The organism is Maribacter algarum (ex Zhang et al. 2020) (assembly GCF_005885635.1).
In the GTDB taxonomy this organism is placed as follows: domain Bacteria; phylum Bacteroidota; class Bacteroidia; order Flavobacteriales; family Flavobacteriaceae; genus Maribacter_C; species Maribacter_C algarum.
On the sequence record NZ_VATY01000005.1, the window covers coordinates 144163 to 157153 of the forward strand.

The 12991-nt window shown below is 37.2% G+C and carries 9 protein-coding genes; 1 reads left to right on the forward strand and 8 read right to left on the reverse strand.

The features are described from left to right. Window positions 1-24 precede the first annotated feature (24 nt). The 4 genes from FEE95_RS19540 to FEE95_RS19555 form a co-directional block, all read right to left on the reverse strand. Window positions 25-2733, reverse strand: coding sequence for a T9SS type B sorting domain-containing protein (locus tag FEE95_RS19540; RefSeq protein WP_238474620.1), 2709 nt, complete (start codon window positions 2731-2733; stop codon window positions 25-27). Between the two features lie 33 nt (window positions 2734-2766). Beyond that, the gene (locus FEE95_RS19545; protein ID WP_171037092.1) at window positions 2767-5148 is read right to left on the reverse strand and encodes a T9SS type B sorting domain-containing protein; all 2382 of its coding nucleotides are present in this window, start codon (window positions 5146-5148) and stop codon (window positions 2767-2769) included. 131 nt (window positions 5149-5279) lie between these two features. After that, entirely contained in the window at window positions 5280-6113 is an 834-nt protein-coding gene (locus FEE95_RS19550; protein ID WP_138659722.1) for an ABC transporter permease, read from the reverse strand. A 12-nt stretch (window positions 6114-6125) separates the two neighbouring features. Continuing rightward, window positions 6126-7028: an ABC transporter ATP-binding protein gene (locus FEE95_RS19555; RefSeq protein WP_138659723.1), complete on the reverse strand. Its 903-nt coding sequence runs from the start codon at window positions 7026-7028 to the stop codon at window positions 6126-6128. 113 nt (window positions 7029-7141) lie between these two features. Between FEE95_RS19555 and FEE95_RS19560 the strand changes: the two genes are divergently transcribed. Continuing rightward, entirely contained in the window at window positions 7142-8230 is a 1089-nt protein-coding gene (locus FEE95_RS19560; protein ID WP_138659724.1) for a hypothetical protein, read from the forward strand. Here FEE95_RS19560 and FEE95_RS19565 read toward each other — a convergent pair. From FEE95_RS19565 to FEE95_RS19580, 4 genes are all read right to left on the reverse strand, one after another. Continuing rightward, window positions 8227-9285: a nucleoid-associated protein gene (locus FEE95_RS19565; RefSeq protein ID WP_138659725.1), complete on the reverse strand. Its 1059-nt coding sequence runs from the start codon at window positions 9283-9285 to the stop codon at window positions 8227-8229. The genes FEE95_RS19560 and FEE95_RS19565 overlap by 4 nt on opposite strands. A gap of 63 nt (window positions 9286-9348) precedes the next feature. Continuing rightward, window positions 9349-9849, reverse strand: coding sequence for an IS1096 element passenger TnpR family protein (locus tag FEE95_RS19570; protein ID WP_138659726.1), 501 nt, complete (start codon window positions 9847-9849; stop codon window positions 9349-9351). 28 nt (window positions 9850-9877) lie between these two features. Further along, window positions 9878-10912: a COX15/CtaA family protein gene (locus FEE95_RS19575; RefSeq protein ID WP_138659727.1), complete on the reverse strand. Its 1035-nt coding sequence runs from the start codon at window positions 10910-10912 to the stop codon at window positions 9878-9880. Window positions 10913-11049: 137 nt separating this feature from the next. Further along, window positions 11050-12987 carry an OmpA family protein gene (locus tag FEE95_RS19580; RefSeq protein WP_138659728.1) on the reverse strand — a complete coding sequence of 646 codons (1938 nt, stop codon included), beginning with the start codon at window positions 12985-12987 and terminating at the stop codon, window positions 11050-11052. Window positions 12988-12991 lie beyond the last annotated feature (4 nt).

Sequence of the window (12991 nt, forward strand, 5' to 3'; positions counted from 1 at the left end):
AATTGAGTTTTAGAAGGTCGAATTCTAACGTTTCAATGCGAAGTGTCCCTTAAAGTCCCTGCCATCAACTAAAGTAATTCTGAACCAATAATCAGAAGCTGGGAGCATCTCTCCCAAAAAACTGCCATCCCATCCATTACTATTTGTATCGAGCTGTTTTATCAGTCTCCCATACCGGTCATGGATAGTAATGTTTCCGGTCACCATATCTTTACCAGATCCAGTGAGTTGCCAAGTATCATTGGAGCCATCTCCGTTTGGGGTAAAGAACTTTGGAAAACCGACCACAGCAATATCTTTTTCTGAAATACCACAACCCTTTTTGTCTCTGGCAAATACGGTATAAAATCCCGGTTCTATATTTTCAAAAAACGAGCTATCTTGATAGAGATTCGAATCTAAAGAAAATTCATATTCACCATCTCCGGTGACCAAAGCCATTATGGTATTGTTATTGGAAAAGTCTTCAATGTTTATCTCGGTAAATGTGGCTCGATTGGATTGGACTACCGTGAAATCAATACTTGAAGTGCAGGTAGTAACCAGTCTACCATTATTCTCATGTTTTATAGCGACCTCTAAACTATAGGTACCGCCATTTGTGATTGAGATTTGAGGTAAGGACCCTATTTCTGAGAATTGGTCATTAGCTTTTTTATACCATTTATAGGAATCGAAATTTGCTGGTGCATTTATAACTAGTGCCTCGCCATCACTGCACACTTGATACGAATCTTCGAGAGTTATTTCAGGAAGAGGCTTTACGACGAAGTCAATGGTTTCAATACTCTGGCATTGATTGTCATTTTCAGTACGAACGTACAGTACCAAATTTGAAGTGCTAAAACTTCCTTCAAGTTCGTTATCCTCCAAAGCTGCATCGGTCAGATTTTCGTAAAAAGCAACATCCAAACCACTAAATTGCTCTTGGCGTAATAAATCGAGGTCCACACTGCCAACAAGTGCAGTGTCTTCACTGCTAGTATCACAAATTACAATAGGACTTAAATCACTAGTTATAACCTCTGTAGGGTTAACTATTAAAGTGATTTCACCTGTATCACTGCACCCCAATTCATTTGTAACCGAATAGAAAAGGGTTTGCGTAAATGCCTTTGTGTTTGAATATGCATCAGGATTGGCAATAGGATTCCCATTGGTTTGGTCTTGTCTTGTTTCATAAAAAGTAAAATCAAAGTTCTGGTTACTGCCAGCCTGTTCTAAATCAAATATTGTGAAACCATCTTGAATGTTTTCATCAACATCACATTGCTGAAGTGAAAGTAAGCTTGTTTCTGGTAGTGGTGCCACACGTATCAATGCTTCCCCTATAATTGGACAATCTGATGGATTTGCTGTCTGTATGGTCAACCTGTACTTTCCTGAATCGGTATTGGCCGACGATGGTATTTGCAAGGTATTTCCTGAAATAGCTAAGGATTCACCATCTTTTTCCCAAATATATATGGCCCCGGGTATTAGTTCAGCTTCTAAGGTAAATGGTTCTCCAGCACAAATTGATAGCGAACTTGTTGTAGTACCATCAGGTTTTTTTATCAAAGCAATTTTGTTAAAAAAAGACTGAATAAAAGGAGGAAGACCTTGGGTGGCATTTTTTCCATTCAACGCGATGGCTTCGTGTTCATAATTGACGGCATCCCCTTTTTGATTTGGATTATTTATAACACTTAAAAAGGGAGTGCCCTGAAAATAGTTTTTAGCGGCAGTACGATAGATTTTTCCATTATCGCCCAATTGCAGTGCGCCGCGGTAGATTGAACGTGTATCAATTATTTCCTGTGATTGCGAAATATCTGATGACGCCAGGTCGTATTGTAAAAGTGACGACCGATGACCTGATTCGGCAAAAATATCATTAGAAGCATGAATGTATAAGTATTGACTATTTGGAGAAAATTCTACCCCATAAGCTGCTTTGTTCGAACCTGAGATAAAAACACTCTCTTGATTTGATAATTTACCTGTGGCCGCGTCGAAATCATAAAGGTATAAACCGTCTTTCACGTTGGCATTAGCTAGTTTATTACCGTCAGGTGATATTTTCAGGTAACCTCTAGGGTCTTCAATATCCAGACCTTCAAAAGTTGTCTTTACCGATGTTACATTTACGCCATTCGTATTGATTTCAAAAGCATGGAAAGTGTCAAAAACTCCTTTAGATCCGCCTAATGAGGCAAAAGTCAATAACCAAATCGATTGGTCTGAACAGTCTTTGATAACAGCTGCCACTTTCTCCGAACAATCATTGAGCAAGGGAATGTTTTTCTGAGTAACTGCTCCTTTTCCATCATTTAAAGTGACATCAACAATTGAATAGTTCAAACCCCTGTCGGGGTCACCTTGAAACGACGAAGTATCTACTGTGAAAATAAAGAAGATGTTTGGGTCTCCGGGTTTTGGTACAATAAGCGCAGATTGTGTACTTGAAGGGTCGCCTAATAGGTTGCCTCCATTTTGCATGACTTTGTGATCTCTGTCATAGACGATTATACCATCCGTGTAAAAGAGTAAATCACCAAAACTATCTGAAATTGTTGCGCAGCCTTCAAAGGTATCAAGTCTTCCTTGCGTTGTTGGAGTGATACTTCCGTCGCTATTGAAAGTAATTCCGGCGCCATTACCAAAAAACCAATTGGATGTTTCCCCTTGCCCAAAAAAGAGGGTAGGGCAAAATAGGCTTACCAATAAAACCATTGAAATAATTCTCATCATAGCGTTCTCTGCGCCTCACAATATAGTGAAAGTCTATCTTTTGAGAGAGAAATGCCCTTTAAATTCTTTACCGCTATCTAAGGTTATTCTGAACCAATAATCGGACGAAGGAAGAAGTCGCCCGTTCATTAATCCATCCCAACCAATTGAGTTTGTGCTGATTTGTTTTACCAGTTTTCCATAGCGATCGAAAATTTGTATCTCCTCATCACTAAAATTTTTGTTTGCTCCGATAATCTGCCAGGTATCATTGGCTCCGTCTCCATTTGGTGTAAAGAATTTCGGAAAACCAATAACCGATATTTCTTGTTCTGAAATACCGCAGCCGTTTTTGTCACGAACGAAAACCGTATAGAAACCAGCTTCTACATTATCAAATTTAGACTCGTCTTGATAGTTTCCAGCGTCTAAGGCATATTCGTAATCTCCTTCTCCACTTACTTCAACAATTACTGTATTGCCATTAGAAGATTCTTCAATTTTTACCTCCTGAATCGTAGCGCGGTTCGATGGTGCAACTACAAAATCAGTACTGGCTGTACAACTTAATCCTTGTCCGTTATTTTGATATTGGGTTTCAACTTCTAATCTATAATTCCCTCCTTCAGTAATAGTCACTTGCATGGTGTTACTAAGCTCTTGTGAAAGACCACTATCGATTTTATACCATACATAGCTATCGAAACCACTTGGGGCATCTATATACAAAGGCTCACCGTCGGTGCAGACCTGATAATTATTCTCTAAGGATACTTCTGGTAGAGGGTTCACTATCAGCTCGATTTCTTCAACACCTTGGCATTGATTGTTTGTCTCAAGACGTACATAAAGTGTTGTAGATCCAGTTCTATAATTTCCTTCAAGCGGATTTTGTTCAAGTGAAACATCAACAAGGTTGCCATAAAAAGCTACATCTAGACCAGCATAGTTATTCTGTCGGATACTTTCTAAATCAAAGTTACTTTCATGTACGCTATCTGTAGGATCATCATCACAAGCTTGAATTGGACTTGCCGTATTAAGGCTTATTGTAGTTGGGTTAACTTCAATCGCAATTTCACCCAAACTTTCACAATTGTTCGATTCCGCACGATAATACACAATAGCATTAAATGCAGTTGTATTACTGTAACTATTAGGATTGGCAATAGGATTGTCAGTGGTGCGATCAGCAACGGTTTCATAATAGTATACGGTGACATCGGGGTTATTTTGGAAAACTTGTTCTAAATCCAATTTTGTTATTCCATCTGAGGAATTGTCCTGATCGACGTCACATTGCACTAGACTCAGGTTGGCTGCAAATTCAGGAGTAGTCAGGTTCAGGGAAATAGGATAAGTGATAAAACAACTACTTAGAATTGAAGAACTGACGCGGGCATATATAGTTGCGCTAGCAGAACTAAGAGTCGGGCCAAGAATAGGGTTGGAGTTTGCTGTCGCTTCAGCTTCACTGGAATGTAACGAGAACTGGAACTCCATGGGGTTAGCTATGGTATTTTCACCATCAGTAGTTATTTCAGTAGTATCGAAATCCGCTTGTCCATCCCGGTCTACATCACAAGAGGTATAGCTTAAATTTGGAGGACTGTCAAAGAGCAAGGGCATAACTGCGAAATCGACAATTTCAAAACAGCCGTTTGGGTTGGTGACCCTTACATAGATATTTGAAGTTGTCCCAATGAAAGGGAATTGTGTGGGGTCTACTATGGCATTGGTTTCATCAAAGGCATCTTCGTAATTGTTGAAATAGTCAATGTTCGCTATCGAGCTTGTGGTTATTAAAGCCTCTTGTTGGGTTAAATCTACCGAAGAACTGCCATCTTCTGAACAGACCTCAATATTTGAGGGTTTATTTACGTCAGGAGCGGGAAGAAAGCCTGCGGTACCCGTCCATTCCAAACTAAAACCACCCTTACCAATGGGTCTGTCAATTAGAATATAGAATTGTTCTCCAGCGGTTACCGGTATTGAAGAAACATAACCATCACCATCTTCTCCAGGCCCTCCAGTCGGGTCGATTGAAGAATCCCGAAGGCCAGTTGTATTGTAATTCAATGATGCTTGAAGTGGATTTGTAGTATTGCACCGAATCGGGTTATCAAAGTTACCGCAGCCATTATTTGGACCAAAAACGTAAAAATCATAATCTACTTCAAGGTTGGTATCATCAGGTCTTATAGTAAAAGCTAAACTTCCTCCGGTTGCAATTGTAACATTCAACCATAAGCTATTGAGCTCTTCATAGGTACAGGGGTTTGTTGTGGCGTCCAATTCTTGAATACCGAAACCAGAAACATTGGTGGAGATATTTGTGTTTCCACAAACCACTATGGCATCAACGCAATCATTAGCTTGTTGGGCACTTGCGTAGAAGTAGGTAAGGAATAAAATTATTGAGAGTAAATTTTTCATAGCGCCCATTTTATATTCTACAGATGAATATAGTATTAATGGGACGTTACGGCTAATACTAGTTGATAAATACTAGAAAATAGCGACAATTTTCTACTGGAAATCCAGTAGAAAACGCAGCTAAATATAGGCTATAAATCTCGTTTTTTCAAAAGTGCATATGAGCCATATACAAAAAGAGCTGTCCATGCTAGTACGATTATGATTTCGTACCAATGTACTGCATAATCAAATTTGAAGTCCTCGCCAATTTGATCTCCCAGGTTTTGAACGGCTGATAATCTAGTAAAAGGCTCGTCAATTAGATTGGACATTGCCTGCATCGGAAAGAAACCTTTTATGGTATTAGCCGTTTCCCAACTTGTAACTTTCCATCCTAAAAGTCCGAAAAGGAGTTGTTCAAGAATAGCCCATAGAATTAGAAAACCTAATGCAAAAGCTGATCTTTTGACAAGGATTCCTAAAAATAAGCAGAAAGAAAAGAAGCCCACTAATTTTACAAAATAGGCCAGTATGAATTCCAAGTCTGAAAATATGATACTAATCTCATCGTATGATGAATATCCTAGGCCCAGTAGGAATGAAATAATAAAAAGGAATAGAGTGGAAACGGTAGATAATGCCAAAACCGTAAGGAATTTTGAATAGATAAACTCCCATTTACTAAGTCCATCAATAAGGTTTTGCTTGATGGTTTTATTGCTGTATTCATTTGCCATCATAGACACTATGACTACTGCTAAAAAGAGCTTAAAAAAGGCTGCTATAAATGAGTTGAAATGCCATATATAAGGAAAATCGAAAATTCCCAATTCGGCGAGATGAAATTTAATCGGACCAATATCAAACTTTATGGCCGCAACTAGAGAAATAAAGGTCAACAGTATGAAATAGGCTATTATCAGTACCTTACTTGCTCGGTTATTCCAGAGCTTTATGAATTCTATTTGTAGTAAACGTATCATTAGGTCGGTCGATTAATTTGATTGATTTTTGGTTATTTCTAAGAACTGCTCCTCAAGACTTTCTTTCCTTTTTACCAAATGGGATAGAAAAATTCCTTTTTCAAAAAGCGTCCGGTTCAATACTTCCGCACTCATTTCTTCATTTAAAAAAGCCGTAGTGAGTCCGTTTTCGGTTTTAATTTCACCAAAATTCCCATCACTTTCCAAATGCTTGACGAGTGCCTCTGATTGAGCGGTTTTTAGCTCAAAGAAGCCGTGGGTCGCCATCATGTCATCAACACGACCTGAATACAATTTTTCTCCTTTTCGAAGGATTACAACATGACTACAGACTTTTTCAACTTCATCTAATAAATGGGAAGCCAATAGTATTGTTGTTCCTTGAGCTGCAATTTTCTTAATGATTTGCCTGATTTGATGAATACCTTGGGGGTCAAGTCCATTGGTAGGCTCATCTAGAATTAATATTTCAGGATCATTCAATAGGGCAGAAGCAATAGCCAAGCGTTGTTTCATACCCAATGAGTAAGTTCTGAACTTGCTATTTTTACGGTCGAGTAATCCCACAAGCTCCAACTTCTCTTCAATCTTATTCTCCGTTACATCCTTAATCTTACAGACCAATTTAAGATTCTGAATTGCTGTCATATAGGGGTAGAAATTGGGCCTTTCGATTATGGCACCAACTTTTTTAAGAGCGTCATGTGTTGAAGTATTTCCACCGAACCATGAGAATTCCCCATGAGTTCGATTCACAACGTTTAGTACAATACCTAAGGTGGTAGATTTTCCACTTCCGTTAGGGCCTAAAATGCCATAAACATTGCCTTTTTCAATAGTAAAAGACAAATCTTTGACTGCCGTTAAATACCCGTATTTTTTGGTAAGGTTGTTTACCGTTAGAATTTTTTCCAAAATAGGATGTGTTTAGTTGATTGATGAAAATACATAAAAGGCTGGATAAGCCATATAGTATACATGACGACAAAAGCCTAAATTTGTTACAACGAATTTGAAATACTTGAATCATGGCCGATGAAAAGTTGATGTCAAAGAAGAAGCCGGCTTACCCAGTCAGTGAAAAATTGGATAGGTATCTTGATCACTATAATCGTAAAATCGAGATTCCTATTTTTTATGATGACCTTTTGCGATTTGCTGGCTCAGTGGTCGTTTATGATGACAATGATGAGGACACACTTTGGGTGCGTGTATATTATGAGGATCACGAACGTCAAGAAATTGATGTTAGTTTGAAAAAGGTATATTCAATTTTACATTCTGATGGTAGCGACCGTATAATGGAGTACTTGAACGTTGATGCAGTCGACTATTGTACTTTTGGAAATTCAAAGCCGTTTCGTATTAAAATCAGGAATATCCTCAATGATAACTTTACGTATTTCTATGTAAAAAAAACAGATGCTTCCCGCGTTTATGGTCTTGAATTAGAGCATATGCTCTCTCCATACAATCTCAACTTCTTGGTTTATAAGGATACTTTGATAGAGGAGCATATTGCCGGAATACCAGGCGATGTTTTTATCAAAGAGATGCTTCCCAAGTGTACGGAATCAGAAAAGGCGCAGTTGGCAAAGGAGTTTGTGAAATTTAATGAACGTTGTATGATCCGTTTATTGGGAGATATGCGGTCTTATAATTATGTCATCGTTCCTACACACGATTTTGATCATGTAGTTTATAAAATACGGGCGATTGATTTTGATCAACAGTGTTTTGAAGGAAAACTCAAAGTTTACCGCCCTCAATTTTTCAAAGAAAACTATTTGATGGTTGAATTAGTACGTGAAAAGCTGCAGAAATACTCCGTTGATCAATACAAAGTGGAGGAGCGTTCGATTGTTGCTAAACGAATTATTAGTTCGGAAGATAGAATTGAGCAATTGATAGATATCTGTAGGGAAGATAGTATTTCATTGGACAAACATGTTGAAATGCTTCGTTCGGAAATACAAGCTTTTATTCTTGATATGAAGTTTAAACAGTGCAAGAATATGGGAGAGATTCTAACCCTTGGACTTGATTTTGTAAAGCGTAATTACGAAAATGTGAGTATGAAACAGATAATCGAAAACAAGATTGATATAAAGTCCTAGCTTTTTTGTTCCTTGTTGAAGTAGACCAAATAGTAATACATTTGTCGTTCTTCGTCCCAACCTTTTTCCACAAATTTCTCGGCTGATTCAGGGTTTATAAAATCCATTTTGATTTGAATGTTTGTATCCAAACTAATTACATTCTTTATTTTTTTTCTAGCATCGGAAACTGCCTTATTGGCTATGTCAAAGTTAGAGACGTCTTCAATGCTATATTTAGGACCTTTTTCAACCTTATAATGTTTGAATTCAGGAATCAATTCCGGATTCTCCATAACCTCCGTCAAAAAAGAACTTTCCTCAAATTCATCATTCTTGGCAAAATGGTTTACAGCACGGTTCATAAACAACACTTCTTGCTGCTTGTCTTCTGCTGGTAAAACAACATCTTTAGCAAAATTCTGGCAGAATTTCAAGTAATTCTTTGTTTTGAAATTATCATCGGAAAGTGGTTCGGCACCTAAGAAATTTTCTAACCAATATTTAGCATCATATCGATTGCTATCCACAGAAAGTACTTTATATCCTTCTTCTCTATCAACATTGAAAATGAGGCATCCTTTGTCGAGTTTATTGATATTGATGCCTTGTTGTACAAGAATATTTAGATTGTTTCCCGTCTCTTCGAATTGTAGAAAGTCATGTTTTAACTCACTTTTGAATATTCCGATAGCATCTACTTTTACGTTGTCTAAAAGTAATCCTGTCAAATACCCAACATAAACCTCACCATTTTTAATATGCGGGTGATTTGATTGCTCAAACAAGTGAGTGGCGATCTTTTTAGAGTTTAGATGTGCAGAAGAAGAATCGGCAAATATTTCTGAAGCTATTTTATGAAGCTCATTAAATTCAACATCAACCTCATTAGCTAGTTTGAAGTAGTTTTCTTCTTTTTCTCGAAAAGGTTTAAAGAAATACTCTTTGAGTAAGCCTGTAGTTTCATCATTTAGACTAAAAGGTTCTTCGGAAAGAAAGATTCCTTCGCTCTTATTTTTATTGCCCACTCGATGAAGTGAAATACTTTCGATTTGGGTAGAATACAGGTTAATCATATTTTGCTAAGAAGTTAAGAGTTATGAGTGTGTAGTTATTTTTATTAAGCTAGATGTTGGCTTCTAATTCCAATTTTCATCAAAGTCCAAATCATCATAGTTCTCTAAAGTGTCATCAAAATCGAAATTATCCGTGCGATCCGCTTTAAAATTCTTTTCTGGGGGTGTTTCGGGCAATTCACCGAAACTAAATAGTACGTTTGGATAGGAAATACCAGGTTCATTTTCAACTATATCTGCAAGCTCTACAAAGAAGGTCCACATACTTAGAAAATCATAAACATAGATAAGTTTTGGTGTTTTTTCGGTCAGCACATCATCTAAAAAAGTCTCGTTCATTAAACGAACATCTGAACCCGTTTCACTCATATCAAAAAGAGCAATTTCCTCATCTTGTACCCATTCTTCATCACAGGTGTAAAAAGAGGCCATCTCATTGCCTAAAAAACCGAAGGCCTGCGATATAGCGTTATGGAATTCTTCCATGGAATTACCCGCATCAATTTCAATATCTCGAAAGATATCATCCTTCGCATCTAAGATAATGCGCACTTTGTAAATCATTAGTGTTTATTTTTGTGGGAAGACAAAGTTACAAAGTTTTAAGACTTCTTTTTGCTTTTAATGCTTCCAAAATCATATAGAACTGAACGCCAAATAGGAGGGAGGCTAATACCAAATGCAAAGGCTGACTGGCAAATGGGAAATCTAAATAATACATGGCCATGCCCGAGATTATTTCAACTAAGAGAATTATCATTACCCAGTTTATTTTGTTGTATCCCAAGCTATATTTATATATTCTATAGGCTAGAAAAGAGTTAATAAACACCACCAGAATCGAAAAAGATCGGTGTATATAAAAGGACACGGTCGGGTTTTGTAACCATTGTGTTTGCATCCCTTCTCCTAAAACATCGATTTGAAAATCAACATATTGTCTCACCTGAATACCCATTATAATCTGAAATAAACTTGCCACGAATGCTATTGCCAAAGTGACAAGTAACTTTTTATCATATTTTACTGAAGTCGTCTGTTTGCTTGTTCTATGAATTAAGTAGATGAGCATTGCCATGATTAACAAAGCAATAAGCATGTGAACCGAAATCATAGTAGGTTTTAGATTGGTATCAACTACAATTTTACCTAACACAGCTTGGATGCCAAGCACAAAAAGCGTGAAGACTGTAACTATAGTTATAACTTTATCTTTTTTATAGAGCCAAAATGATAATATAAAGAGTATCAACATAGGTATACCCAAAATTACCGTTACTAATCTATTGATATACTCAATCCATGTGTGCCAAGGGTTAAAAGTCGCATACTCATGTTTAGTATAGGGCTCCCAGTTACTTTGATTATAGTTCAAAGTAGACTCAAAATCTTGTACAGCTACCTGAAGTGACTCATTTACAATTATAATTTGTCCTTTTTTAAAGTCTTTGTTGGGAGTCCATTGTATTTCTGAAATATCAGTAGGAGGAATGTAATACCCGAAACATTTAGGCCAATCGGGGCAACCCATGCCACTTCCTGTAACCCGTACTATGGCACCTGCGACAATTACCAAGTAGACTAAAACCAAAGAAATTTTGGCTATTTTACTGAAGTTTTCCTGCATTTTAAACGGAAGAAATTGTTCAGCAAAATTACCACTCTTAGCTAAGAAAGTAGATAGAAGATATTTTATTTTTTAGGCAAAAAATAAAAATGCCGTTTATTACAAACGGCATTCTTAAATATTAGTTGGTTATTTAGTTATTCGATTACAATGAATTCAGATCGCCTATTTTGTTCATTCTTTTCTGGAGTACATTTTGTCCAATCAATACAATCATTAGCAAGTTTAGATTCACCAAAACCTTTACCCGAAACACGAGATTCATCCATTTTGTTGGATATTAAGTAGGTGACCGTATTATCAGCACGTCTTTGAGAAAGACGCTCATTATATCGTGTGCCGGCTTTTGTATCAGTATGCGACTCTACCTGAATTTTAATATCAGGAAAAAGATTCATGTATTCGATTACCTTTAAAATAGTAGCCGAAGCGTCGGGTCTAATATCCGCCTTGTCTAAATCAAAATACACAGGTTTTAATGATAAGAATTGAACTAAATCAGTACCCACAGGTGCTCTTTTGATAGTTTTTTCCAAAGCAATTTCTACTCCTGAGGTATCATTAGCGCTGACTACGGCAAACATTTTTTCGCCATCGTCATATTCATCCATAGAGGCGATTAGTTTGTAGTCACCATCTCTACAATCACCCTCAAGTACAAAAGATCCATCAACACCCGAAGTGGTTTCTGATACGAGTTCATTGTTGGTATTGAAAATAGTAACCTTGGCTCCTGCTAAAGGACCGCCAGTTTCTTTGTCTTTTACAATTCCTTCTACCAAAGTATTACAGGTGAGATCAATTTCCTCGTTTTCTGTAAATCCGTATATATCATCACTGCCAACGCCACCATCTCTGTTTGAAGCAAAAAATCCTTTTTTGGTTTCTTCATTGATGATAAATGAAAAATCATCTTGTTCACTATTTACCGATTTTCCAACATTAACGACATAGATGTTATCCATATCTTCAATTTTTGTAGCATAAACATCTAGACCACCAAGTCCTGGATGACCGTCAGAGGCAAAGTAAAGAGCATTTGAGGCCGTTACAAAAGGAAAAGTCTCTCGGGCTTCTGTATTAATACTATTACCTAGATTCTTAGGAGCTCCAATACTTCCATCTTCATTTAAATCAACCACAAAAATATCGGAAGCACCTATAGTCCCTTCCATATCTGAGGCGAAATATAATTTTCGTTCATCTGGACTAAGGGCTGGGTGCGCGGCCGAATAACCATCTGCATTAAATGGGAGTTCAACAATATTTGTCCAGGCACCGTCTTTAAGGCTTGCTCTATAAATCTTCAATCTACTTACACCATCTTCATCTCTCGAAAACCTACCGTTCTCCGAATTATTTCTTGTAAAATATACCGTGGAACCATCTTTTGTAAAAACCGCTGAGGTTTCATGTGTCTTCTTATTTAATGAAGCTACTTTGCTAACAGCGCCAAAACTATCACCGGTTGCAGTTGCACTATACAAGTTGGTGAACGATTTGTTGTTCCAAGTATGAATATTTTTAGCTACCGTGCCACTATCCCGTGCAGAAGAAAAGACCAATTGCTCTCCTTTAAATGCGGGCGCAAAATCAGAGGCAGCTGAATTCAAGCTCAGATTCTTAATTTCGTATCGCCCAGAGTTATTTTCAATTTTTTTCAAGTAATCTGGGTTGTTTGCAATTTTTTTAGCACGGACATCAGCCGTTTTGGTCGCCTGATACTTTTGCATCCAGACATCTGATGCTTCATATTCTTTGGATGACTTTAAAGATTGTGCGTAGCGATACATATAGTCCGCATCCAAGGTAGCACCTTCAATGGCAAAAAGTTTGCTATACCAATTTGCAGCTTCTCCGTAGTTCGCATTTTGATAATTCGCATCACCTAAATTTTTAAAGATTTCTTCTTCTGAATATCCTTTTTCAACCAAATCTTCATAGCGTTCTATTGCCGGAGCATAAGAATAGTCTTCAAAATTTTGTTTGGCCTTTTTTGTTTTTTTATCCTGAGCAGTAACTAAAGCAAAAGCTAATAGCAAAGCGCTTAAAATGTATCTTGATTTTTTATTCATCTTC

Coding starts and splice junctions, on each gene's coding strand:
- FEE95_RS19540 (WP_238474620.1), bottom strand. CDS start 2,733: ATGATGAGAATTATTTCAATGGTTTTATTGGTAAGCCTATTTTGCCCT.
- FEE95_RS19545 (WP_171037092.1), bottom strand. CDS start 5,148: ATGAAAAATTTACTCTCAATAATTTTATTCCTTACCTACTTCTACGCA.
- FEE95_RS19550 (WP_138659722.1), bottom strand. CDS start 6,113: ATGATACGTTTACTACAAATAGAATTCATAAAGCTCTGGAATAACCGA.
- FEE95_RS19560 (WP_138659724.1), top strand. CDS start 7,142: ATGGCCGATGAAAAGTTGATGTCAAAGAAGAAGCCGGCTTACCCAGTC.
- FEE95_RS19565 (WP_138659725.1), bottom strand. CDS start 9,285: ATGATTAACCTGTATTCTACCCAAATCGAAAGTATTTCACTTCATCGA.
- FEE95_RS19570 (WP_138659726.1), bottom strand. CDS start 9,849: ATGATTTACAAAGTGCGCATTATCTTAGATGCGAAGGATGATATCTTT.
- FEE95_RS19575 (WP_138659727.1), bottom strand. CDS start 10,912: ATGCAGGAAAACTTCAGTAAAATAGCCAAAATTTCTTTGGTTTTAGTC.
- FEE95_RS19580 (WP_138659728.1), bottom strand. CDS start 12,987: ATGAATAAAAAATCAAGATACATTTTAAGCGCTTTGCTATTAGCTTTT.